This is a genomic window from Cytobacillus sp. Bva_UNVM-123 (assembly GCF_046351715.2).
In the GTDB taxonomy this organism is placed as follows: domain Bacteria; phylum Bacillota; class Bacilli; order Bacillales; family Cytobacillaceae; genus Cytobacillus.
Map to the genome: position 1 here is coordinate 4,147,192 of NZ_CM177772.1, position 23,510 is coordinate 4,170,701.

Genomic DNA, 23,510 nt, shown 5'->3' on the forward strand with positions numbered 1-23,510 from the left:
GTCATGTTTTGTCCTTACTTCACCTCGCAGTTATTTCACCATTTTTACTTGCGATTTTCATTCCTATTTTGTATAAGCTTTTTCGACGTATTCATACAGGATGGTTCGTTCTTCCTTTGCCGATTTTATTATTTAGTTATTTCCTTTCCTTTTTACCCTTTATTTCTAAAAAAGAAATAATAATCGAGTCAGTTCCATGGATTCCAGTGCTTGGCATTGACTTTACTGTGAAGGTAGACGGACTTGGATTGTTATTCGCCCTGCTTATTTCAGGAATCGGAGCATTAGTCGTACTATATTCGATCTACTATTTAGCAAAAGAGAAGGAAAAACTTAATACATTCTATGTGTATTTATTACTCTTTATGGGTGCAATGCTTGGAGTTGTTCTTTCAGATAACTTAATCGTTTTATATACATTTTGGGAATTTACTAGTTTTTCTTCCTTCTTATTAATCGGGTATTGGTATCATAAGGAGAAGTCTAGATATGGTGCACAAAAATCAATGCTCATTACGGTGCTCGGCGGCTTATCTATGCTTGGAGGAATCATCCTCCTCTACATGATGACGGATACATTTCATATTTCGGAAATTATCGAGCAAGCTGCGATTATTTCAACTGAACCGTTGTTTATTCCTGCTTTACTCTGTTTCTTATTAGGAGCTTTTACAAAGTCTGCACAATTCCCTTTTCACATCTGGCTCCCAGACGCCATGGAAGCGCCAACACCAGTTAGTGCTTATTTACATTCAGCAACGATGGTGAAAGCAGGCATTTATTTAGTTGCGCGAATGAGTCCTGTTTTTGCTGAACAAGGTCTTTGGTTATGGTTAATTGCAGGATTTGGGCTCGTTACATTGTTTTGGGGTTCTTTTTCAGCTGTAAAACAGACAGACCTTAAAGCAATCCTTGCGTTTTCAACAGTCAGCCAACTCGGCTTAATTATGTCTCTGCTCGGGATAGGTGCTGCTGCACTTCATTTCGAAGGGATTGATAATCAATATTTTGGATTGGCAACGACTGCAGCGGTGTTCCATTTAATAAATCATGCAACATTTAAGGGAAGTCTTTTTATGGTTGCTGGAATTGTTGATCATGAAACAGGTACGAGAGATATTCGTAATCTTGGTGGGTTAATGAATTTCATGCCGATTACGTTTACAATTGCCATTATTGGAACATTTTCAATGGCAGGCCTCCCTCCATTCAATGGGTTTTTAAGTAAAGAAATGTTCTTCATGGGGATGAATCGAGTACTAGATCTACATATTTTCAGTCTAGATACATGGGGCATACTCTTCCCAGTTATCGCATGGCTCGCTAGTGTATTTACATTTATTTATAGCATGATTCTCGTTTTCAAAACGTTTACTGGTAAAATCCAGACTGAAAAGTTAATGAAGAAGCCACACGAAGCACCTATCGGCATGTTAATTTCACCCATCATTCTTGCTGCATTAGTCATTGTGTTCGGGCTCTTTCCTAATATTCTATCGGATAGTCTAATTGCTCCCGCAACGAGCTCTATCATGCCAAATAGTGATATAAATGTTCACATTTCTTTTTGGCATGGCTTATCACCAGAATTGTTCATGACAATCGGTGTAGTCGTCTTTGGAATTGTGCTTTTCTTAACATTTCCGAAGTGGCGCAAAATCTATCATTTCTTCCCTAATAAGCTAACCTTAAATCGTCTTTATGATAATAGCTTGGAAGGAATGCAGCGCATTGCAAATAAGCTTACAAAAATGTATATGAGCGGCTCCATCAGAACATATCTCATTTATATTTTTACATTCTTTATTATCATTCTAGCTTCGACAATTGGCGTGAAAAATGCCTTTAAGTTTAATACTTCCAATATTTCTTCAATTGGATTTTATGAAATTCTATTAGCATTGGCCATTGTTGTCGCATCGATCAGCATTCTGTTTGCGAAAACGAGATTAACATCGATTCTACTACTTGGCTCGATCGGCTATACAGTCGCCATATTTTTTGTATTATTCCGTGCACCAGATTTAGCATTAACACAGCTCGTCATTGAAACGATTTCAGTTGCTCTTTTCTTGCTTTGCTTCTATAAGCTCCCACAGCTTAAGAGAGATGTGGAAAAGATTCGTTTTAAACTTACAAATGCTGTTATTTCCATTGGCGTTGGTGCAATCGTCACGTTAATAGCCCTTTCAGCACATAGCAACAAACTATTCGATTCTATTGCCGGGTACTATGTGGAAAACACTTACGAGGAAGCAGCTGGCAAAAACATGGTTAACGTCATCCTCGTTGATTTTCGGGGATTTGATACGATGTTTGAAATTACTGTCCTAGCTATTGCTGGATTAGGGATTTTCGGAATGATCAAGTTAAGCTTAAAAGGAGGGAAGAAAAATGAAAACAAATAATATCATTTTGCAAACGACGACAAAAGTCGTGTTGTTTATCATTATTCTTTTCTCTATCCATATTTTCTTTGCGGGACATTACACACCAGGCGGGGGATTTGTTGGTGGATTGCTTACATCAGGGGCGATTGTGTTACTTTTATTAGCTTACGATATAAAAACGGTCAAGGAAATCCTGCCGATTAATTATATGTATATGACAGCAACTGGGCTATTGTTTGCTGGGGCAACTGGCGCAGCTGCTCTATTTTTCGATGTACCTTTTTTAACACATGCCTTTGGTGATATTCATTTACCGCTTTTAGGAGAAACGTCGCTCCATACTGCTACCATCTTTGATCTTGGTGTATTCCTAGTCGTTGTTGGGGTAACGATGACCATTATTCAAACAATTGGGGAGGATGAGTAATGGAAATAGTGATGGCTTTTGTCATTGGGATTCTATTTACTACGGCAACTTATTTAATGCTTTCCAAAAGCATTCTCAGAATTATTATCGGAACCGGGCTGCTAAGCCATGGTGCACACTTGCTGCTTTTAACGATGGGTGGCCTCAAGAGGGGGGCTCCACCATTATTAGGGGAAGAAGCTAGCGCTTATACCGATCCGATTCCACAAGCATTAATTTTAACAGCGATCGTCATTAGCTTCGGAGTCACAGCCTTCTTTTTAGTACTTGCTTATCGATCCTATCAAGAGCTTGGAACGGACAATTTGGAAAGATTGCGAGGGAATGAAGGCAATGATTAACTTTTTAATATTACCAATCTTAATTCCGTTTTTCACAGGAATCATTCTCATCTTTTTTGTGAAAAACGTTCCAGTACAACGTTGGATTTCTTGCATTTCTGCCTTTATAAATGTTGTTGTTTCATTATTACTCGTCCAGAAGGTGCATATAAATGGGATTCAGACATTAGATGTTTCAAGCTGGCAAGCACCTTTTGGCATTACCCTCGTCTCTGATATGCTTTCTGCGCTGCTCGTTTTAACGACAAGCTTGATCGCATTTGCTACCGTCCTTTATTCTTTCCGCTCAGTCGGAATTGAACGGGAAAAATACTATTATTACTCTGCATTGAATTTCCTGCTAGTTGGAGTCATCGGTGCATTTACGACAGGAGATATTTTTAACCTATTCGTCTTTTTTGAGGTTTTGCTCATGTCTTCATATGTTTTGCTTGTCATTGGGGGAACAAAAATCCAGTTGCGTGAAACGATTAAATATATTTTAGTAAACGTTATCTCTTCCGCATTATTTGTTATCGCTGTCGGGTATTTATATTCAGTAGTCGGAACTTTGAATATGGCACATATTTCGGTCCGCATTAGTGAAATTGGTCAATCTGGAATTATTACCGTTATCGCCGTCTTATTTCTAATTGTCTTCGGTATTAAAGGCGCGATATTCCCATTATACTTTTGGCTTCCAGGCTCATACTACGCCCCCCCAGCACCTGTTATGGCCTTATTTGGAGCGTTGCTGACGAAAGTTGGTGTGTATTCCATTATACGGACATATACGTTATTTTTCGTAACAGATACAGGCTACACACATAGTCTATTAAGCATTCTTGCGATCCTTACCGTCATCGTCGGCGTCATTGGTGCTATTGCCTTTAACGATTTGAAAAAAATTATTATTTACAATATTGTCGTTGCCGTCGGGGTTATTCTATTCGGCGCAGCTGTCATGACCCCTGAATCATTGACAGGCTCCGTTTTTTATCTCATTCACGATATGATGATTAAGGCAGCTCTTTTCTTCCTGATTGGGATTATGATTGCGATTACAGGTACGAGTGATTTGCGAAAAATGAGTGGATTAATAAAGCGCTACCCTGGATTAGGCTGGACCTTCTTTATTGCAGCACTGGCACTCGCTGGAATCCCGCCACTAAGCGGATTTATCGGTAAACTATTCATCGTTCAAGGAGGAATTGAGGGTAAGCATTATTGGGGATCAGGGATTATTTTACTCTCTAGTTTACTCGTCTTATTTTCGATTATGAAAATCTTTATTCATGGTTTTTGGGGAAAGCCGCAAGACTTTGCAAATGAGGATAAAGTGCCCGTTCGCAAACTCCTCATTGCACCAGTCCTTCTAGTTATTTGTTCAGCCCTATATGGTTTAGGCTCTGAGTTTGTTTTTCCATATATTTCACAGGCTGCTGAAACACTTGCAAACCCAAATATATATATTGAAGCCGTTTTAAAGGAGTGAGCATATGGCATTTCAAATATTATTAAACATATTTCTCGCGTTTGTTTGGATGTTTTTCAAAATGTCATATGATCCTTTAACCTTTATGGTTGGCTATTTTTTCGGACTTGTCATCTTGTTTTCCTTTCGACGTTTTTTTCAAACACGCTTTTACATTTGGAAGGTTTTCGCTGTACTTAATCTTGGCTTTATTTTTATCAAAGAGTTGATTTTATCAAATATATCCGTTTTAAAAGTCATTTTAAAACCGAAGCTCGAGATAAAACCTGGGATATTTGCACTGCCAACCGTGTTAGAAAAAGAATGGGAAGTTACAATTCTCGCAAACTTAATTACTTTAACACCTGGAACACTAGTCGTCGATGTTTCCGAGGATAATAAAATTCTCTATATTCATGCCATTGATATAGATGATGCTGAAGATGCCATTAACTCGATTAAAGGAACATTTGAGAAAGCGATCATGGAGGTGAGCCGGTAATGATCGAAATGGTTGTAAAGATTGCTATCGTCTGTATATCTGTTGCCATTCTCGGCTTATTATATCGAGTTATTAAAGGTCCGACGATTCCAGATCGAGTTGTCGCACTTGATGCGATTGGCATTAATCTCGTAGCTGTCGTCGCTTTAACATCTATTTTTCTAAAAACAAATGCCTTTTTAGAGATTATTTTGCTTATCGGTATTTTATCCTTTATCGGCACAGTAGCCTTTTCTAAATACTTGGAAAAGGGGGTCATCATTGACAATGACAGAGATAATTAAATTTTTAATTGCTGGATTTATTTTGATTGGGGCATTTCTAAGTCTTGCTGCTGCTTTTGGAGTTCTCCGGCTTCCAGATGTGTATACAAGAAACCATGCTGCTTCTAAGGCTGCTACTTTAGGGGTTATGTCGATTTTGCTTGGCACATTTCTTTATTTTTATATGGAAGAAGGACATTTTAACTCAAGAGTCATCCTTGGAATTGTCTTTGTTTTCATGACCTCACCTGTTGCTGGTCATTTAATTAGCCGTGCCGCCTACAATTCTGGTGTCAAACTAAGCAACTCAAGTGTACAGGATGATTTGAAAAAAGTCCGCTCTAACAAAAAAAAGTAATGACGCTCGTCATCGAGAATAAAAAAGGAGAGCTTCCCAAATTTTTGGGTGCCCTCCTTTTCGTTTTCAAACAAACTATTTCTTTAATTTTATAACAGCCATTGTACATCTTGAAACACAAATGAGCTGTTCCTGCTCATCAACTATTTTAATATCCCATACCATCGTTGTTCTTCCTTGATGAAGAACCGTGGCGATGGCTGTTACAACTCCATCTCGTTTTGCCTTCACATGATTAGCATTTATTTCCAGTCCTGCTACTGCTTCTGTTTCTTTATCGACCAACTCAAACGCCCCAATGCTTGCTACCGTTTCTGCAAGGGCAACAGAAGCACCTCCATGTAATAACCCAAATGGCTGTTTTGTTCGTTCGTCAATAGGCATCGTCGCGATGACTTTTCCTTTTTCTAATAATGTTATTTCTATTCCTAAAGCCCCGATAAGCGTATTCTTAATGTCCATAATAAAATCTCCCTTCATCATTTAACTATTTTTCTAGTACTACTTAAATGTGGAACATCCCCTATTAAAAGGAAAGGTATCCTTTTGCTGCAGGCTTTGAAAAAGCATATCTGTTACTCCATTTTATTATTTACATCCATAGAAAGCACATAATCCGTAAGGAAAAATACAATATATCAATGGATAAACATAATGAGGAAAGGGGACTAATTGTGAACTCAAACTTTTATCCTTATCACAATGGTAATATGAGCAGCCCTTCGTATTTTCATAATAAATACCATAATCACTACCACCCACAGCATGCATTTAGACAGTACCCAACTATAAATCCAGCGACGTTTATGAAGTCTGCAAAAGAAATGGAAACACTCATGCATGATGCAACCTTGCTCTTAACAAAAATGGCTTCATCCAGACAATTCTCTTTTGAATTTATGAGTGCAGCCCAAGCGTCTAAGCAAGATAAAATTCAAAACATGCTTAAATCAACTGGCATTAAAAGAATTCCAAAGGTTTCGTATACACCCGATGGATTGTACTTAAACTTTGAATCAGGTATTGAGCAGCAAAAATGCTGTCAGTTGGCAGTAAAGTTAAGATGGGTGTAACCAATTCTTACCTATGCCCATCTTTACGTGCTTGAATGTATCCATAATAGGCACAAGTACCATTTTTAGTTAAGTCCTTTACTTCAAAGCCGCACTTTTCATAGAAAGGGAAATTATTAGCTGAAGTGTGCGCAAACCAGTCACCATGAGGGAGTTTTTGTACACAAAGCTCTACAAGCTTTTTTCCAATACCTTTCCCACGATAATCAGATAAAATAACTAAATCCATTATATTAGCAGCCATAATTTTATCCGAGATGACCCTAACCATGCCAACCATTCTGTCATTATCCCAAACAGTAAAGGCCCAAGTAGAATTTTTGAATATTAATGTAAACTTTTCTTTCTGCCAGGATGGCGTACTCCTTACCCAGCCAGCATTTTCGAAAAGTGCTTCAACACAATCGGCAGGCACATCATCAGTCCCTTCTCTTATGACGAAGCCGTTGAAATATTGATACATATTAATCATCCCCCTCCCTACTAATGAACAAATTTTTTTCATTTCATATGCATGATTCAGCTTGTTTTATACTTTCCTTTAAGTAACTAGGTGCTTTCGGATGGCTTACTATTTCTTCAGTCGTTAACCATAATACTTGTTCTACTTCATCATGACTTTTCGGGAATGCTTCACCAGTTTCATGTTCACATAGAAAAACTATATCGATGACATTTTCGCCTTTATCCGTTACGAAAGATGTACTATGAACGTAAATTAGTCTGTCTTTTACTTTCACTCCCACTTCTTCAAATATCTCACGCTTGACTGTTCTCTCTAATATATTTGTTGAGTTGCCTTCTAATTCTACCTTTCCCCCAACAAGCGAAAGCATCCCTCCAGCATGTTCCTCTTTTTTACTTCTCATAATGATTAACCATTTATCATTTTTTCTTATTGCTCCTTCAACATTGACAATAAACAATTGCTGACCTCCCCTAACGTTCTCTCATGATTACTTCTCCAAAGTTCGCTCATTTCCTTTTTATTTGCTTCTCTTGTATAATCGTTCAACTTTTACCCATTAATTTACTTATAGAAAAGCGACTCTTCTTAATTGAAGAATCGCTAATTTAACGGAATGTTAATGGTTTTCATTTTTTTTAGTCAATGGAAATAGTACACAATCCTTAATCGTATCACTTTCCGTTAATACCATTAATAAGCGCTCAATCCCAAATCCAAAGCCAGAGATAGGGGGCATCCCATACTCCATAGCGGTTAAATAATCTTCATCCATTTCCATCGCTTCTAGATCTCCATTACTCTTTAAAAAAGCTTGAGCTTCTAGTCTTTTTCTTTGTTCAAGCGGATCTACTAACTCTGAATACGCATTGATTATTTCTGAACCGTTCACTACTAGCTGGAATCGATCTGTTAGAGCAGGGTTATGATCATTGGCCCTAGCTAATGGCGATAAATCAATCGGATGTTGAATTAAAAATGTCGGATGAATCATTTGCGGTCTGCTCACTTTTTTATAAAGGAGATCAATGAGATTGCCTCTCCCTAAAGATTCGATATCCATATGATTGATATCAATATTTCTCTTTTTCATTTCTTGAAGTAAATCTTTAACATCAGGATAAAGGTCGATGTCAATCCCAACATCTCTTAAGATTAAATCTCTGAATGACACAATAGTCCAATCTAATGAAAAATCAATGGATTGACCTTGAATGGTAATCACAGTTGTATTGAATGTTTGTTCAAGAACAAAGAGGAGCATCTTACGCATTAATTTCATTGTATCCTCATAATTCCAGTATGCAGCATATCCTTCAACCATCGTAAACTCTTGAAGATGCTGGGGACTGATTCCTTCATTTCTAAAACACTTTGCAAATTCAAATACTTTCGTAAAGCCGCCAATGATTAATCTTTTTAAATACGTTTCTGGAGCAATTCGTAAATTTAATTCAGTGTCTAAAGAATGATGGAAGGTCTTAAAAGGTTTAGCTAATGCCCCAGAGGAAGTATGCTGTAAGACTGGCGTTTCAACTTCTAAAAAATGTTGTTCTTCAAAAAATCTTCGAATAGCACGCACCATTTTTGTTCGAGTCAACAAACGACTTTGCGTTTCCTTTGTCATAATTAAATCTAAGTAGCGCTGCCTATATCGTGTTTCAATAGAAGTTAACCCATGCCACTTCTCTGGTAATGTTCGGAAAGCCTTCCCGAGAAATACATAATAATGAATTCTCAATGTTTTTTCATTCGATTTCGTCGTATACATAAGTCCTTCAACACCGATAAAATCACCAATGTCGATTACTTTTTGAAATTCATTAAATACAGCCTCCCCAACCTCTTCTTTTTTCAAAAGAAGCTGTAAACCGCCATCAATATTGGATATCGTTATAAAAGTCAATTTGCTAAAATTTCTAATCCCTACAATTCTTCCAGCAACCCGCACACCTGAAATACCATCATCAAGAAGGGACGCTTCATAAAGTTCATAATTGGTAGAAAATCGCTCAGGATAGACCGAGATTCCCTGAGATTTTAAGGCCTCTATCTTCTCTATTCTTAGATCCATTTGTTCATTACTCATTCTTTTCCCTCCAGCCATTTTGTTAGATTATTGAAACTTGAAACGATAAATTTATAGATTTATCCAACAAAAAAACTCCCACCTCCAAGATATTCATCTTGAGGACGAGAGTTATTAGCTTCGTGGTACCACCTCAGTTTATTGATATGTTGCCATATCAACCTCTTCGGGTACGGCAATTTATTATAATTGATTATACCCTATCTCTATAACGGGAGATCCCGTCGCAATATCACTAAGAATGTCACCTTAGATCCATGCGAAGCTCCAAGTCTTTTTTCATTAAGATCATTATTACTCCTTCCCACCAAACAGGAGCTCTCTAAAAATAATTAATCATAATTACTCTTCTCTTCATAGCTATGTGTTCTGTATTTAATAATAAAAATCATTCTATGAAATTAAAGGAAATAAGTCAATACCTTTCAATTATTTGTCAATTTATTCATTTGAAAAAAGCGCTACTTTTAAACTCTTGATATATCATTACGAATTTTTAACTTCTTTGCCTTCAATCAATAAAGCCGGCTCTTATAGCTCTCTTGTAATTCCTTTGCTACTTGCTCAGCCGTTACATTAGGAATTTTAGTGTGTGCGACTAGCATTTGAGGAGCTGAGGGTAGGTTCTCCTTTGCTAACCATGAATCTGGATTCCATAACTCTGATCGTATGAAAGCTTTTGCACAATGAACATAACACTCTTTTACCTCTACTCCTATCCCAAAAAGTGGAGCTCGGCCATTTACCCTATTCTTTTCAAGTAGTTCTTGATCACGACAAATATAAGCTTTCCCATTTATTCTCAAAGTCTCGCCTAATCCTGGAATGTAAAATAGGAGACCGATATAAGGATTGGAAATAATGTTATGGGCAGAGTCCATTCTTCGATTTCCCGGACGCTCTGGTATAAACAAATGTTGTTCATCGAGAACTGTCACAAACCCAGGGGAGTCTCCTCGCGGTGAAACGTCACATTTCCCTTCTTCATTAGCAGTTGCTATAGACAAAAAAGGGGATTTGGCAATAAAATCTCTGCAATGCTGATCGATAAACGAAATTACTTTATTCGTCGCTCTTTCGCTTGGTTTTCCTATAAATGAACAAAACTCTTCAAATTCTTCTTTTGTCGTAATAATCTCTTTAAACATAATACTCATCTTATCTCCTTTAAAGTTGATAATCTTTTCATTTTAAAACGAATGGAAGGGGATACCGAAATATTATAAGGATATTAAAATTTCTCCTGATTCATTAATGACCGCTACGGCAACTCCGACTAATATGAGAGGCTGATTGCCAACAATCTTGCGTAAATCTTCAATATAACCCATAACTTCCTCCAGAAATAATAATATTCATCTTAACAAACATATTTCGACACTGCCTTTTATTTTCCTCCCTTTTCCATTATAGAGTTATCTCCCTATTATTCTTTTATTAATGAATTCACCGAAAGCAGGAAATATTAAAAGAAGAAGAGAATTATATAGTGCATTTTAATAAATAGATTCATTTTATTATATGAGATTGGAGGAAAAACATGATTGATGTTAGAACCATAAAGCCTGAAATGACCTACAGTCTTAGACATAGTGTTTTACGTCCTCACCAAACGATTGATGATTGTAAATATGAGACAGATCATGAAGATGGTGCATTTCATATTGGCGCGTTTTATGAAGGAAAACTAATCAGCATTGCTTCTTTTTGCCTCGAAAGGAATCCTGATTTTCCTGATGATAAACAATATCGTTTACGAGGAATGGCAACTCTAGAAGATTATCGAAAGCTAGGAGCAGGTAGAGCAATCGTTGCCTATTTCGAAAGCTTGATAAAAGACAAAGAAGTTCATCTAATCTGGTGTAAAGCTCGAACGACCGTACAAGCGTATTACAATAAATTAGGTTTTATAGAACAGGGTGAAGTCTTTGATTATCCACCAATTGGCCCACATATTGTGATGTATAAAAAATTAACGTAAACTTTTTAGAGGTCAATCTCATTAAGAGATTGGCTTTTTTTAGTTCATCTTGAAGGATTGACTATGCTCAATCATATAGTATTTCTCCCTCTATTAAGGTTTGGCTCCAGGTAACCGTTTTTGATATTCCTTAACAACTTACATTATATGGGAAAAATTCATATATTTGTTATACATTTCTGGCAGATTAGGCTATAATTAAAAGGATTGCCAAATATTAGGAGGGATATTTTGAGAAACTTAAGGAATCTTGGAATCTTAACATTGTCTACTAGTCTATCAATCGGAATTTTTGCACCAGGTGTAGATGCAACATCAGTTGTAAATGAGAGTAATAAAAACGTACAAATTCAAATTGCTCAGTCAGAAAAACTTGTTTCAAAAAGTGAGCTTATAAAGAAATTCAAAGCATTTTTTCCACAATTTAAATTTTTAAATGATAGTGATTTTAATATAGAAAACGGTCACCGCTACCCTAATGATGATTCCATTCGCTATGATTTAAGCTTTCACAAAAATGAAAACGGAAAGCAAATTTATGGGAATGTTGGCTTTGTTGGAGAGCAATTAGAGATTGAACGCTTTTTCTATCAGCCGGCTAATGCAAAAGATGCTTTATTTCCAGCAAAAGTGACAAAAGATAAAGCAAAAGAAACGGCACAAGCATTTCTAAAAAAATTTCCTGAAAGCAGTGAGTATCAGCTAGTTAATGACGGATTTGATTACTTTTCTGGTAATCAAATACCTACAGAGCCCATCCGCTATTCATTTTCTTTCGTTCGAATAAAAAATAAAGTCCCTGTTTCAGACGACCAGATTCAAATAGGTGTACTCGGAAATGGCGAGATCATTTATTTTTCTCGTCATTCAAGCAGTAATGGTTCTCCATCATATGATGATGTAACGAAAGTTTTGCCCAAGAATGAGATGATGTCGAAAATGAAAGAGAATCTTACATTTGATTTATACTACAGTATAAATTATGATTTTCAAACAGATGACAGAGACGTAAAACTCGTGTATCAACCGACTAGTGATGTCATCGGTATACATGCTATTTCTGGAGAGTGGCAGACGATAAACGGCTTTTCCCCTGAATTCCCAAAAGAAAAAGTGATTGAACGTATTACTACTCAACCAATTCAGCCTAACAAAACGAATTTTTCTTTAGAAGAAGCAAAGGCTTTAGCAGAAAAATTACTGGCAATTGATTCAAAAGAGTATAAATTAAAAATTAATTCCATTGAAGAAAGAAAAAATCACAATGGCCAAGAGATCATTAGTATTCAATATATGTATGAATACCGTAATGGTGGAACTGGGACAAGCTTAGAGTTAGATAAACGTACTGGAGAAATCATTCAATATCATGATCTCAAGAGTGAACTCCTTAAAGAGAGCGCTGAAAGTAAAAAAACAAGTCAGCCAATATCAAGTAAAGATGCTCTCAATCAAGCAGTAAAATATTTAAAACAGTACTCTCCATCTTATCTTCACAATTATGCGCTGCCAACCCATGAAACATATTTAGATGAAGATAGAGAAGTCTATCATTTTAGCTTCCCAAGAGTTGTAAATGGAATTCTCGTCATTGGGGATTTGCTTTCTGTCAGTGTGTCCGCTGATGGTTCTTTAATCGGTTTAAATGTAAATCAGTCCGACATTCAAAATTGGCCATCAGCTGAAAAAGTGATTTCTAAGGAAAACGCAAAAGCCAAATTTTTTGAGCAGTTAACTCTAGAACTTAACTATGTAAAAGAACGATTCGACAAAAAAAATAATCACTATCAACTTGTGTATACACCAAAATTCAGCAAAAATCCATTTAGCTTTTTAAATGCAAAGACAGGCGAATGGAATAGTATTATAAATAATAATCAACAGGCTGTTTCGCATCCTTGGGCTGAGAAGGAACTTAATTATCTAATTCAAGCTGGGATCATAAATGTTAAGGATGCAAAGACATTTGATGCTAACAAAAAGGTTACAAAAGGCGAAGCCCTTGAAATGATAATAAAGTCTCTTACACGATTCTATCGTGAATACGACCCTAACCAAAAAAACAATAACCAATCATTTGATAATATCAAACCTGATCATCCATTATATCAAGTTATTGAACGTGCAGTGACGCTAGGAGTTCTTGATAAGAAAGGTGGAACTTTTAATCTGAACGAGAGTCTTACAAAAGAAGAGTTAGCGGTTTGGTATATTCGTATTTTAGGGCTGGAACAAGCGGCAAAAAATCAAGGAATTTATCAGCTTAAGTTTGCAGATGCAAAAGATGTAAAAGCTGAAAATGTCGGCTTTGTAGCATTAGCACACTCATTAGATTTATTAAAAACGAGCGATAATAAATTTAGCCCGAAAAAGGAAGTAACCTATGCGGATTTAGCCGTCTCTGCTATTCCATTGGCCCATGAAGTATATGAAAAAGGAATACAAATAAATTATTAATCTTCACATTTTGACTGTAGCCAACCAAAGAAAACTTGTTTGGCTGCAGTCTAATAAAATAAGTATGGTTCCTACCATACCTAAAAACATATTGAAATACAAACCTTGTTTATTCCCCTTCAAAACCATCCCTCCTTAAATGATTATATGATATAAACTATACAATATTTTACAAATATTCAAAACAGAAGTAATATTTATTAAACTACTTATACATAGTAATGGTAAAATATAGATGGAATGCATCAATATAGTCTATAAACAAATACAAATTCGAGGTAATGATCATGGCCAAACTTGCACTCATTACAGTTACACATGACCCTATCGGAAAGAATATGAAGCTCTTTCAAGCACTACAAAAAGAAATTGAAGATATTTATTCAGAGATTTTTATTACAGTTAGTGATGAAACATCAATGGAATTAATAAAGGAAATCGAAAAAAGCAAGTTTCATATGAAAGTTATCCCTAAAAAGGCGCAGCTAATGCACGTAGAGAATCTGTAAAATTTGGTCTCTCGGGCCGTTGTCAATACTTCCATTATTGTGATTTTGACCGTCTATTAACATGGGGGAAGAATCATTTAGATGAACTAAAACACGTAGCGGCTCATAGCCAAAAGCACGAATTTGTTCCTTAGAGCTTGGCAAACAAGTTGATATTACGGCTGGTTCCTGCTCCTTTTCACGGGAAAGTGCAGAATATATAAATACATATTCAAAAGAAAGAATGACAGATGCAGAATGGGCCATGATCGTCCATAGAATAGCAAAATTAAATGTAGATTATTGTGCTGTGGAAGGTTTAGAATATCACGAAGAAATTAATGGGGTTTCCAACAATCGTAGTAGCTCAGAAAATTGGCTAACACGATTACAGCTTAGCTTCATTATAAGTGAAACAGCAATTAATGTAGGAAAGTAGTTCTATTAAGCTATTAATTACGGTACAGCTTTTTAAAAGAGAATTTTTTCAAGGAGAATTTAATAATGATTATATTTAATGAATTTCTTAAAGATGAATTAACAATTAATGAAATCCAAGCTGCGATGGAAGACGGGGTCCTGACATCAAAAGAATTGATTATGTATTATTTACAACGAATTGCCATGGATGACCAAGATGGTGCTTCTATTAATTCGATATTAGAAATAAATCCTGACGCGATTTTCATAGCTGAAGCACTAGATTATGAAAGAAAAAGCATTGGTGCTAGAGGTCCTTTACACGGAATTCCTGTATTACTTAAAGATAATATTGAAACACATGATTCCATGCATACTAGTGCAGGGACAATTGCTTTAGAAACTCATATTGCTAGCCATGATGCATTCCTTGTTGAAAAGCTTCGAAAAGCTGGTGCAGTTATTTTAGGAAAAGCAAATATGACAGAGTTATCGAATGGAATGGCAAGTGAAATGTGGGCAGGTTACTGTGCTAGAGGTGGACAAGTATTGAATCCTTATGGAGACGCTAACCTCTTTGTTGGCGGTTCTAGCACTGGTTCGGCTGTTGCGGTTTCAGCAAATTTTACTGTTTGCTCGATTGGTACAGAGACCGATGGATCTATATTAAGCCCAGCCACCCAAAATTCAGTCGTAGGGATTAAACCAACTGTAGGATTAATTAGTCGTAGCGGCATTATTCCTTTTACTTATTCTCAAGATACTGCAGGACCATTTGCAAGGACTGTAACAGATGCTGCTATATTACTAGATGCTCTAACTGGTTTTGATGACGCTGACCCAGCAACTTACAAATGTAAATATATCCCTCAGCAAAAATATACTGAATTTTTAGAGCTGTCTGGTTTAAAAAATGCTAGAATTGGTGTTTTTACAAAGGCTTCAGAATCATTTCTTCAATCAGATGAATATGATGACGAGTTATATAAACAGGTCATTCGAACAATGAGAAATGAAGGTGCCATTCTCATTGAAGATATTGACATCCCTTCTTTTAATAGGGAATGGAGCTGGGGAGTGCATTTATTTGAATTAAAGCATAGTTTAGATAACTATCTTTCCAAATTGCCACCACAATTGCCTACTCATTCCGTTGCTGAATTAATCGAGTTTAACAAAGGGATTGGAGATCAAGCACTAAAATATGGTCAAGATAAGTTGGAGCAACGGGCTGAGTTGCCAAATACATTAAGAAATCCAAAGTACTTACATGCAAAATTGGAGGATCTATATTTTTCACGAGAACAGGGTATTGACTATACTTTAAACAAGTATCAACTTGATGCCATTCTTTTTCCTTCGTATGTAGGCTCAACCATTTGTGCAAAGGCTGGATATCCAAGTATTGCCGTACAGGCTGGATATAAGAAAAATGGGAGACCCTTTGGAATCACATTTGCTGGGACAGCTTTCTCTGAAGGCACATTAATAAAAATAGCGTATGCTTTTGAGCAAGCAACTAAACATAGACGCGCTCCACAGCTTAGAAATGAAGGAAAGGTGAATTTCAAATGATTTATCGAAGGAAAACGTACAAAATCAAGCCTGAAAAGCTAGATGATTTCAATACCTTTTTTCATACATATTTATATCCGAATCAAATGAAGTATGGTGCAAAATTAGTGGGGCGTTGGGTGAACGAAATGAAAGATGAGATCGTTGCCATTTGGGAATATAAAAGTATTGAGGAGTACGAACAAATAGAAAGCAAAATTAGAAAAAGTGAGCTTCACGAAAAAGCAAATGAAAAAAGGAAGGAATTAGGGGAACTCTTTATTGAGTGCAAGCAAGACTTCTTAACATCAACTGCCTTCCCTTCTACTTATCATCCCCCAAAGCATATCGTATCTGTTTGTGGCTATATTACAAATCATCATGGCGAGGTATTACTAGTAAGAAATTTGCATCGGGCCGATACAATGGAAATACCAGGGGGACAAGTAGAAGAAGGTGAAACTTTAGAAGAAGCTATCCATCGGGAAATATTAGAGGAAACAGGAGCTACCGTTCAGCTTGAAGGAATCACTGGTATTTATCAAAATATGACGAGTGGAGTCATTTGTGTTGTTTTCAGAGGGAAATATCTTTCTGGTGAACTAAGGCCTGAAGAAAGTGAAACATGTGAAGTCGCCTTTACTAAACTGACTAAAGACAATATAAACCAATTCATTTCGAGACAACCATTTAGAAATCGAACGCTCGATGCGATGGACGGAAATTATTTACCATATGAAGCATTTCATGTGCGGCCATATGAGCTTATTAGTAGATTTGAAATGAAAAAGGAGCATGAATTTGGACAAAATTAATTTAGCACAACGGTTTAAAAATTTTGCTTCCCACGAATGTGAAGGTTCAAGTGAATTATACAAGTTTTTATCTCTTCAAATCGCTGAAGATGAGGAGCTGCTCAAGCTATGTTTAAATGCAAAAGAAGGGCAACCTGTTCCAAATTTACTGTTCGGGGCTGTTCATTACTTATTACTTAAAGGCCATGAGCATCCTCTCCAAAAATATTATCAGAGCCTTACTAAACACCCACTTGAAGGAAAGGATTCTTTTAACACTTTCAAAGATTTTTGTCGTGCTAATAAAGATGAAATGAAGGTAATTCTAAAAAGCAAGCTCGTACAAACGAATGAAGTAAGGCGCTGTGCTTATCTTTATCCAAGTTTCTGCTATATGTATAATAAGATACAAAAGCCTTTATCCTTAATAGAAATTGGAACGAGTGCAGGTTTGCAGCTTTTATGGGATAAATATCAATACTCTTATGGAACGAATAAAATATTTGGAGACCAAAACTCAACTATTCATATAACAGCGGAAATAAAAGGGAATAGATTCCCTTCCCTTCTTCAACATAGCCCGCCTGTCGTTTCAAAAATAGGATTAGATTTACATGTTAATCATTTAAGTGATTCGGAAGATTTTCTCTGGTTAAAGTCCCTTATTTGGCCTGAACATGAAGAAAGATTAGAACTATTTGAAAAGGCAGCTCAGCATTTGAAAGAAAATCCAGTCAAACTTGTCGAAGGTGATGGGATAGCTTTACTTTCTCATATTGTGGAACAAGCTCCGAGCGATTCTGTCATATGTATATTTCATACCCATGTCGCCAATCAAATACCAGAAAATATGAAATTAAAACTCATAGAAAATATTAGAACGATTGGAAGCAAAAGAGACATCTTTCATTTGTACAATAATATGTGGGATAAAAAGCTTCATCTTGACTATTTTATTAATGGAATCGAGCATAATAAAATAATTGGGGAAACAGATGGACACGGAAGATGGTTTACTTGGGAATTAGAAAATACTAAATAAAAATAGCTGCCTCTTAATCGAAAAACGATATAGGAGGCAGCATTTATTTTTGAAGCAAGTGATTAAACTTAGTAGAAGCCATATCCATATGGTGAATACGGTCCGAAAGGTCCTGGGCCTGGAAAATATGGTGGTGGATAGGCATATGGAACGCCATAAAATGGACGAGACGCCAAAGCAGCTCCAATCCCCCCACCCAGTAAACCACCGAGTAAGCCACCAACAAATGGAGCGAAAAGAAAAAAACCCCTTTCATCCGGTCCAACTACTGGCACAGGTTGCATCCCGCGATAATAATACATGTGGGTAACCTCCTAATCATATTCTTATACTTCTTCATATGCAATTTGATAATGTTTTGAGTGGGCAACAAGCAAATTAGTTCGGGAAGAAAAGTAAGCTTTTTATGTTTATGGAACTTTTTTTAAGATTTTTACGTTATAGTAGTTAGGAAGGAATTACAATTTTGGAGGCTTAATTTATGGATTTTGCAGAATTAGTAACAATCTTTAAATATTTTATTTTAGGATTAATTCAAGGCTTTACAGAACCTATCCCCGTTTCCTCAAGCGGACATGTGATTATTGGACAAAAACTATTAGGCGTCGAACAGAGAGGATTAACCTTTGAAATTTTAACGAATACTGCCTCACTCATCGCTATTTGTTTTATCTTTCGCGAGGATATAAAACGATTAATCGTCAATACATGGCAATTTATGTTTGCGAAAAAAGAAGAAGGCAAATCTGATTTTATGTTCGTTTTGTATATTATCATTGGAACAATTCCAGCTGCTATATTAGGTGTTCTATTCAATGATGTAATTGCTGAATATTTCACATCTCCTTATACGATCGGGGCCACTTTACTCGTTACTGGTGTAGCTCTATGGCTAATTCGCAATCTTCGAGGTGTTAAAAGAGATGGTGATTTATCCTTTAAAGATGCATTGATTGTTGGATTAGCACAAGCGGTTGCTCTTATACCTGGGATTAGCCGTTCAGGTGCAACCGTCATTACTTCCATTGCAATGGGGATGAAGCAAGATACTGCTTTGCGATTTTCATTTATGCTTTATATTCCTATTAGTCTCGGAGGAATGATTTTAGGGATTTCAGACTTAATAAACAGTCCTGACATTGGCACTCTAGCAATGCCCTATATCGTTGCCTTTATTGCTACATTATTCATGACATACTTTGCAATGAGATGGTTTATGGGGATTATGGCGAAAGGGAATTTAAAATATTTTGCGTACTATTGTTTCGTTGTCGGTACCCTATTACTCTTCTTTGCGTCAAAATTAGGTTAGTAGAGGTGAAATTTTGTCTTTTCCGTTCTATTATTTATTAATAAGCCAATCTTCTACTAAATTGGCCTATTCTCTTTATACAATGACAATCATTACATTCCTTTATCAGGAAACAAATTCTGCGACCTTCGCGTCAGCCGTAACAATCATTAGCATGCTTTCACAATTAATGAGCGGATCAACCGTTCCGCTCATGATGGAAAAACATTCATTAAAAAGGATTCTATTATTATCTCAAGCTAGTCAATTAATCATATATGCATGTATCATCATTACGTTATATTTCATTCCGAGTCCAATAAACTATATTTTACTACTATTGCTTTTGGCGCTTATTTCTTTCTTTAATGGGTGGACAACTCCATCAAGGAGTGCGTTAATTCCGGAAATTGTGTCGAAAGATAAGTTGGTCAATGCTAACAGTATTTTATCAACAACTGACCAAACTTTATTATTGCTTGGCTGGTCTGCTGGTGGTGCACTTATTGTTTATTTTGGCCATTTTAACGTCATCTTGATAACGATTGCCTTGCTGCTCATTTCGATTATCTCTTTGTTTTTTTTAAAAACGAAAGCACAGACCATTAAACAGAAGGAACATAAAAGTAAATTTGATACTTTAAAAGAAGGCTGGAAGATCGTTTTCAAGCACCCGACATTAAGCACGATTACGAAAATGGACATAATCGAATTATTTGGAGGCAGTATTTGGATTGGTGCTGTAACTCTTGTCTTCGTTCAAGAAGCTTTAGGACAGGATGAAAAATGGTGGGGGTATATTAATTCTGCCTACTATGCGGGCACGATTATTGGTGGTATTTTAGTATGGAAGCTATCAAAATATATTCATAAATCACTAGTGACATCGATTATTATCGGTTCTATCGGAGTGGCAATCTTAACCATTATCTACTCTTTCGTTAGTGTTCCATTTATTGCTTTACTATTAGTTATCTTAATGGGCCCACTTTATCAGATTAGAGATATTGCCCAAAATACATTTATCCAAAACACCATTGATAAAGATGTTTTAGGCAAATATTTAGCTTCAAAGGCAACGATCAATCAAGCCGTATTTAGCTTATCAGTCTTTATTATCGGCTTGCTAGTTGACCTGATTAGTGCGAGATTTGTCTATCTCTTCTCGGGTTTATTATTACTATGTTCTGCCATCTACGGATATGTTAAATTAGTACAAAAAAAATCTTGACCAACTTTTACTTGGTCAAGATTTTTTTCTAGCCCATTATCGTTTTGGAATTAAAATTTCATCTACTATCCCATATTCCTTTGCTTCTACAGCACTCATAAAAAAGTCGCGGTCTGAATCTTCGGCTATTTTTTCCACTGGCTGACCTGTTCGCTCAGAGACAATCTCATTTATATGATCTCTAAGCTTTAATATCCTTCGAGCAGAAATTTCGATCTCTGTCGCTTGCCCACGTGCTCCTCCAAGTGGCTGATGAAGCATAATTTCACTATTCGGCAGTGCATACCGCTTTCCTTTCGTCCCAGCAAGCAGGAGCATAGCTCCAAAAGATGCCGCCATGCCAGTACATATTGTTCTTACATCAGGTTTAATAAATTGCATCGTATCAAAAATAGCAAAGCCTGCCGAAGTGGAGCCGCCTGGACTATTAATATATAACGAGATATCTTTATCTGGATCTTCTGCAGCTAACAACAATAATTGTGCCACGACATTATTTGCCAAATGATCGGTAATTTCTTCCCCAATCATAATAATCCGATCTTTTAAAAGACGAGAGTAAATATCATATGAACGTTCTCCACGCCCCGATTGTTCAATCACATAAGGGATTGTACTCATAAACATAAACGACCTCTCTTTCCATTTTAATTGGCTATGCTGCCATAGAAAGGATGGTTGCAGGAGTGCTTTGTAAACTTTTTGATTGGCGACTCATAAGCTTTGGAACGAAAGATTCATTAGAAATAGAATGAATAGCAGGCAGTGCCTTTATTAAGACTGACGGATCTTGTGCCAGTAATGATTCATAAAAAAGCACTGGAAGTATGTTATATTCTTCATCACTCCAAAAAGGTGCTACATCATAAGCGTGATTTTCTGTCAGCCGTTTTTTTGCTCGATGCAAACTGCTTTTCACCGCTGTTTCTGAAATCTCAAGCAGTTCAGCAATTTCATTTGCTTTATATTGAAATGCTTCTTTAAGCATGAAAATCACCGCTTGCTTCGGCGTAAAACGTTGGATAAGCTTTTCAACCGTTTCGATAATGGTCGGCTCTTTCACAGAATTGACTTCAGACTCTTCTTCATTCGCTTCTTGCTTTCGTTTGCGAAGTGTATCAATCCAATGATGATAAGCAATTTTATTCAGTAATGCGGCACTCAGTTTATGATGACTCCGATAATGCTTGATAGCCTTTAAAATGGCTTCTTGGGCGATATCTTCCCCGTCCCATTTATTTTTGGAGAGAAAACAGCAATATCGGAAAAGCCCTGGATAAAGCTCTATAAATAGATTGTCATTCATTTCTTCATACTGCTTGTTCTTTTCGCTTAGTTTGCCATTCATTTTTTTACTCACTCCTTTCACACCTTCCTACCTTTAAAACGGATGAAAAGTCCAGAAAGATACGGGTTAAATAAAAATGATCAATTAATATGCTTTTGCCCAATAAACAAGCTGATCAGCTTCTTTTTCACAAACTACACATGTATTGCCTAGCTTACTTTGCTCAAAAGGAATACATCTTGAAGTAGCACCTGTCTCCTCTTTTATTTTATCCTCACAGCTTTGATCTCCACACCACATTGCTTGAACAAATCCTGTTTTCGTTTGAAAAATTTCTTTAAATTCAGCAAAGCTCTTAGCAGTATATGTTTTTTGCTGACGATTTTGTTTAGCCTTTTCAAACAATTGTTGTTGAATATCTTCTAAAACATTAATAATTTGCGTTTCTAACTGTTCAATTGCTACGACAATCTTTTCACCTGAATCTCTTCTAACAAGCACGACTTGTTTATTTTCAATATCCTTAGGACCCACTTCTAACCGTAGTGGTATGCCCTTCATTTCATATTCATTAAATTTCCATCCAGGTTTTTTATCACTCGCATCAATATCCACTCTTACTACTTGAGATAAGGACTTCTTTAACTCGTAAGCATAATCGAGAACCCCTTCTTTATGCTGAGCGATCGGTACAATCATGACTTGAATTGGCGCAGCTTTTGGCGGAATAACGAGACCTCTCTGATCTCCATGCACCATGATCATTGCCCCGATAATTCGTGTCGTGAAGCCCCATGATGTTTGCTGAACATATTGAAGCTTTCCATCTTTATCTGTATATTGAATGCCAAAGGCTTTGGCAAAACCATCTCCTAAATGGTGAGAGGTTCCTGATTGCAATGCTTTTCCATCATGCATGATGCTTTCTATCGTATATGTATATTTCGCACCAGCGAATTTTTCTTTCTCCGTTTTCTGCCCTTTTATGACGGGAATGGCCAACACATTCTCACAAACATCTGCATATACTTCAAGCATCTTAATCGTTTCCTCAAGTGCTTCTTCATCTGTTGCATGGCAAGTATGGCCTTCCTGCCATAAAAATTCTAACGTCCGAAGAAATGGACGTGTCGTCTTCTCCCATCTTACAACATTTGCCCACTGATTGTAGAGCTTTGGCAAATCCCGATATGAATGGATAATATTCTTATAATGCTCACAGAAGAGTACCTCAGAAGTTGGGCGCACACATAAGCGCTCTGTTAATTCCTCTGTACCCCCATGTGTAACCCATGCAACTTCTGGTGCAAATCCCTCAATATGATCCTTTTCCTTTTGCAATAAGCTTTCAGGTATAAACAATGGCATATAAACATTTTCATGACCTGTTTCTTTAATACGAAAATCAAGCTCATTTTTAATATTTTCCCAAAGAGCAAAGCCGTAAGGACGGATAATCATTGATCCTCGAACACTAGAATAATCAATTAAATCAGCTTTTGTGACAACGTCTGTGTACCATTGTCCAAAGTCTTCCTCCATATCTGTAATATCTTTAACAAATTCTTTTCCCATGTTTAACACCTCTTCTTTAAGATTGGT

General features: G+C 36.5%; 25 protein-coding genes, 1 pseudogene and 1 other annotated feature. Of the genes and pseudogenes, 16 read left to right on the plus strand and 10 right to left on the minus strand.

Annotation, left to right across the window (positions count from 1 at the left end):
- Positions 1-8 precede the first annotated feature (8 nt).
- From KDN24_RS21305 to mnhG, 7 genes are read left to right on the plus strand one after another with little or no spacing between them, the layout of a single operon-like run.
- Positions 9-2,408, plus strand: coding sequence for a Na+/H+ antiporter subunit A (locus tag KDN24_RS21305; protein ID WP_409974226.1), 2,400 nt, complete (start codon positions 9-11; stop codon positions 2,406-2,408).
- The gene (locus KDN24_RS21310) at positions 2,395-2,817 is read left to right on the plus strand and encodes a Na(+)/H(+) antiporter subunit B (RefSeq protein ID WP_409974225.1); all 423 of its coding nucleotides are present in this window, start codon (positions 2,395-2,397) and stop codon (positions 2,815-2,817) included. Before KDN24_RS21305 ends, KDN24_RS21310 begins: the two co-directional genes overlap by 14 nt.
- A complete protein-coding gene (locus tag KDN24_RS21315) occupies positions 2,817-3,158 on the plus strand; it encodes a Na(+)/H(+) antiporter subunit C (RefSeq protein ID WP_409974224.1) in 342 nt (113 codons plus the stop codon). Before KDN24_RS21310 ends, KDN24_RS21315 begins: the two co-directional genes overlap by 1 nt.
- Positions 3,151-4,632 carry a Na+/H+ antiporter subunit D gene (locus KDN24_RS21320; protein ID WP_409974223.1) on the plus strand — a complete coding sequence of 494 codons (1,482 nt, stop codon included), beginning with the start codon at positions 3,151-3,153 and terminating at the stop codon, positions 4,630-4,632. The genes KDN24_RS21315 and KDN24_RS21320 overlap by 8 nt, the downstream gene beginning before the upstream one ends.
- Before the next feature lie 4 nt (positions 4,633-4,636).
- Complete coding sequence (locus tag KDN24_RS21325; RefSeq protein WP_409974222.1) at positions 4,637-5,113, plus strand: Na+/H+ antiporter subunit E; 477 nt, start codon at positions 4,637-4,639, stop codon at positions 5,111-5,113.
- Between the two features lie 8 nt (positions 5,114-5,121).
- A complete protein-coding gene (locus KDN24_RS21330) occupies positions 5,122-5,397 on the plus strand; it encodes a Na(+)/H(+) antiporter subunit F1 (protein ID WP_409974348.1) in 276 nt (91 codons plus the stop codon).
- Positions 5,381-5,734: a monovalent cation/H(+) antiporter subunit G gene (mnhG, locus tag KDN24_RS21335; protein WP_409974221.1), complete on the plus strand. Its 354-nt coding sequence runs from the start codon at positions 5,381-5,383 to the stop codon at positions 5,732-5,734. Before KDN24_RS21330 ends, mnhG begins: the two co-directional genes overlap by 17 nt.
- A gap of 75 nt (positions 5,735-5,809) precedes the next feature.
- On the opposite strand, the gene KDN24_RS21340 is transcribed toward mnhG, so the two are convergent.
- Positions 5,810-6,196, minus strand: a complete 387-nt coding sequence (locus KDN24_RS21340) for a hotdog fold thioesterase (protein ID WP_409974220.1) — start codon at positions 6,194-6,196, stop codon at positions 5,810-5,812.
- A gap of 212 nt (positions 6,197-6,408) precedes the next feature.
- Between KDN24_RS21340 and KDN24_RS21345 the strand changes: the two genes are divergently transcribed.
- A complete protein-coding gene (locus tag KDN24_RS21345) occupies positions 6,409-6,807 on the plus strand; it encodes a YuzC family spore coat inner layer protein (protein WP_409974219.1) in 399 nt (132 codons plus the stop codon).
- Positions 6,808-6,814: 7 nt separating this feature from the next.
- On the opposite strand, the gene KDN24_RS21350 is transcribed toward KDN24_RS21345, so the two are convergent.
- The 5 genes and pseudogenes from KDN24_RS21350 to KDN24_RS21370 all read right to left on the minus strand — a co-directional run.
- Positions 6,815-7,270 carry a GNAT family N-acetyltransferase gene (locus tag KDN24_RS21350; protein WP_409974218.1) on the minus strand — a complete coding sequence of 152 codons (456 nt, stop codon included), beginning with the start codon at positions 7,268-7,270 and terminating at the stop codon, positions 6,815-6,817.
- Positions 7,271-7,313: 43 nt separating this feature from the next.
- On the minus strand, positions 7,314-7,733 hold the full coding sequence (locus tag KDN24_RS21355; protein WP_409974217.1) for an NUDIX hydrolase: 420 nt from the start codon (positions 7,731-7,733) through the stop codon (positions 7,314-7,316).
- 159 nt (positions 7,734-7,892) lie between these two features.
- Positions 7,893-9,362 carry a lysine--tRNA ligase gene (gene lysS / locus KDN24_RS21360; RefSeq protein WP_409974216.1) on the minus strand — a complete coding sequence of 490 codons (1,470 nt, stop codon included), beginning with the start codon at positions 9,360-9,362 and terminating at the stop codon, positions 7,893-7,895.
- A 97-nt stretch (positions 9,363-9,459) separates the two neighbouring features.
- Positions 9,460-9,729: a binding site (T-box leader), on the minus strand.
- 148 nt (positions 9,730-9,877) lie between these two features.
- Positions 9,878-10,519 (minus strand): pyridoxamine 5'-phosphate oxidase family protein, encoded by a 642-nt coding sequence (locus KDN24_RS21365; protein WP_409974215.1) that lies wholly within the window; start codon positions 10,517-10,519, stop codon positions 9,878-9,880.
- 72 nt (positions 10,520-10,591) lie between these two features.
- A pseudogene (locus tag KDN24_RS21370) lies at positions 10,592-10,693 on the minus strand (NUDIX hydrolase); the annotation flags it as partial.
- A 209-nt stretch (positions 10,694-10,902) separates the two neighbouring features.
- Here KDN24_RS21370 and KDN24_RS21375 point away from each other — a divergent pair.
- From KDN24_RS21375 to KDN24_RS21400, 6 genes are all read left to right on the plus strand, one after another.
- Positions 10,903-11,343 carry a GNAT family N-acetyltransferase gene (locus tag KDN24_RS21375; protein WP_409974214.1) on the plus strand — a complete coding sequence of 147 codons (441 nt, stop codon included), beginning with the start codon at positions 10,903-10,905 and terminating at the stop codon, positions 11,341-11,343.
- Between the two features lie 231 nt (positions 11,344-11,574).
- The gene (locus KDN24_RS21380) at positions 11,575-13,800 is read left to right on the plus strand and encodes a YcdB/YcdC domain-containing protein (RefSeq protein WP_409974213.1); all 2,226 of its coding nucleotides are present in this window, start codon (positions 11,575-11,577) and stop codon (positions 13,798-13,800) included.
- 287 nt (positions 13,801-14,087) lie between these two features.
- Positions 14,088-14,309, plus strand: a complete 222-nt coding sequence (locus tag KDN24_RS21385; RefSeq protein WP_409974212.1) for a hypothetical protein — start codon at positions 14,088-14,090, stop codon at positions 14,307-14,309.
- A 480-nt stretch (positions 14,310-14,789) separates the two neighbouring features.
- A complete protein-coding gene (locus KDN24_RS21390) occupies positions 14,790-16,283 on the plus strand; it encodes an amidase family protein (protein ID WP_409974347.1) in 1,494 nt (497 codons plus the stop codon).
- Positions 16,280-17,077, plus strand: coding sequence for an NUDIX domain-containing protein (locus tag KDN24_RS21395; protein WP_409974211.1), 798 nt, complete (start codon positions 16,280-16,282; stop codon positions 17,075-17,077). Before KDN24_RS21390 ends, KDN24_RS21395 begins: the two co-directional genes overlap by 4 nt.
- Entirely contained in the window at positions 17,064-18,098 is a 1,035-nt protein-coding gene (locus tag KDN24_RS21400) for a DUF2332 domain-containing protein (protein WP_409974210.1), read from the plus strand. The genes KDN24_RS21395 and KDN24_RS21400 overlap by 14 nt, the downstream gene beginning before the upstream one ends.
- A 68-nt stretch (positions 18,099-18,166) precedes the next feature.
- Here the strand turns inward: KDN24_RS21400 and KDN24_RS21405 are convergent, their stop codons facing one another.
- On the minus strand, positions 18,167-18,400 hold the full coding sequence (locus KDN24_RS21405; protein ID WP_409974209.1) for a hypothetical protein: 234 nt from the start codon (positions 18,398-18,400) through the stop codon (positions 18,167-18,169).
- A gap of 179 nt (positions 18,401-18,579) precedes the next feature.
- Between KDN24_RS21405 and KDN24_RS21410 the strand changes: the two genes are divergently transcribed.
- The gene (locus tag KDN24_RS21410) at positions 18,580-19,410 is read left to right on the plus strand and encodes an undecaprenyl-diphosphate phosphatase (protein WP_409974208.1); all 831 of its coding nucleotides are present in this window, start codon (positions 18,580-18,582) and stop codon (positions 19,408-19,410) included.
- Positions 19,411-19,423: 13 nt separating this feature from the next.
- Positions 19,424-20,620, plus strand: a complete 1,197-nt coding sequence (locus KDN24_RS21415) for an MFS transporter (RefSeq protein WP_491348154.1) — start codon at positions 19,424-19,426, stop codon at positions 20,618-20,620.
- A 36-nt stretch (positions 20,621-20,656) separates the two neighbouring features.
- Here the strand turns inward: KDN24_RS21415 and clpP are convergent, their stop codons facing one another.
- The 3 genes from clpP to proS all read right to left on the minus strand — a co-directional run bounded on the left by clpP (position 20,657) and on the right by proS (position 23,483).
- A complete protein-coding gene (gene clpP / locus KDN24_RS21420; RefSeq protein WP_409974346.1) occupies positions 20,657-21,241 on the minus strand; it encodes an ATP-dependent Clp endopeptidase proteolytic subunit ClpP in 585 nt (194 codons plus the stop codon).
- Positions 21,242-21,275: 34 nt separating this feature from the next.
- Positions 21,276-21,980 carry a sigma-70 family RNA polymerase sigma factor gene (locus tag KDN24_RS21425; RefSeq protein ID WP_409974206.1) on the minus strand — a complete coding sequence of 235 codons (705 nt, stop codon included), beginning with the start codon at positions 21,978-21,980 and terminating at the stop codon, positions 21,276-21,278.
- A gap of 72 nt (positions 21,981-22,052) precedes the next feature.
- Positions 22,053-23,483 carry a proline--tRNA ligase gene (gene proS / locus KDN24_RS21430; RefSeq protein WP_409974205.1) on the minus strand — a complete coding sequence of 477 codons (1,431 nt, stop codon included), beginning with the start codon at positions 23,481-23,483 and terminating at the stop codon, positions 22,053-22,055.
- Positions 23,484-23,510 lie beyond the last annotated feature (27 nt).

Coding starts and splice junctions, on each gene's coding strand:
- KDN24_RS21350 (WP_409974218.1), bottom strand. CDS start 7,270: ATGTATCAATATTTCAACGGCTTCGTCATAAGAGAAGGGACTGATGAT.
- mnhG (WP_409974221.1), top strand. CDS start 5,381: ATGACAGAGATAATTAAATTTTTAATTGCTGGATTTATTTTGATTGGG.
- KDN24_RS21310 (WP_409974225.1), top strand. CDS start 2,395: ATGAAAACAAATAATATCATTTTGCAAACGACGACAAAAGTCGTGTTG.
- KDN24_RS21340 (WP_409974220.1), bottom strand. CDS start 6,196: ATGGACATTAAGAATACGCTTATCGGGGCTTTAGGAATAGAAATAACA.
- KDN24_RS21325 (WP_409974222.1), top strand. CDS start 4,637: ATGGCATTTCAAATATTATTAAACATATTTCTCGCGTTTGTTTGGATG.
- KDN24_RS21365 (WP_409974215.1), bottom strand. CDS start 10,519: ATGAGTATTATGTTTAAAGAGATTATTACGACAAAAGAAGAATTTGAA.
- lysS (WP_409974216.1), bottom strand. CDS start 9,362: ATGAGTAATGAACAAATGGATCTAAGAATAGAGAAGATAGAGGCCTTA.
- proS (WP_409974205.1), bottom strand. CDS start 23,483: ATGGGAAAAGAATTTGTTAAAGATATTACAGATATGGAGGAAGACTTT.
- KDN24_RS21330 (WP_409974348.1), top strand. CDS start 5,122: ATGGTTGTAAAGATTGCTATCGTCTGTATATCTGTTGCCATTCTCGGC.
- KDN24_RS21385 (WP_409974212.1), top strand. CDS start 14,088: ATGGCCAAACTTGCACTCATTACAGTTACACATGACCCTATCGGAAAG.
- KDN24_RS21410 (WP_409974208.1), top strand. CDS start 18,580: ATGGATTTTGCAGAATTAGTAACAATCTTTAAATATTTTATTTTAGGA.
- KDN24_RS21375 (WP_409974214.1), top strand. CDS start 10,903: ATGATTGATGTTAGAACCATAAAGCCTGAAATGACCTACAGTCTTAGA.
- KDN24_RS21320 (WP_409974223.1), top strand. CDS start 3,151: ATGATTAACTTTTTAATATTACCAATCTTAATTCCGTTTTTCACAGGA.
- KDN24_RS21405 (WP_409974209.1), bottom strand. CDS start 18,400: ATGTATTATTATCGCGGGATGCAACCTGTGCCAGTAGTTGGACCGGAT.
- KDN24_RS21395 (WP_409974211.1), top strand. CDS start 16,280: ATGATTTATCGAAGGAAAACGTACAAAATCAAGCCTGAAAAGCTAGAT.
- KDN24_RS21315 (WP_409974224.1), top strand. CDS start 2,817: ATGGAAATAGTGATGGCTTTTGTCATTGGGATTCTATTTACTACGGCA.
- clpP (WP_409974346.1), bottom strand. CDS start 21,241: ATGAGTACAATCCCTTATGTGATTGAACAATCGGGGCGTGGAGAACGT.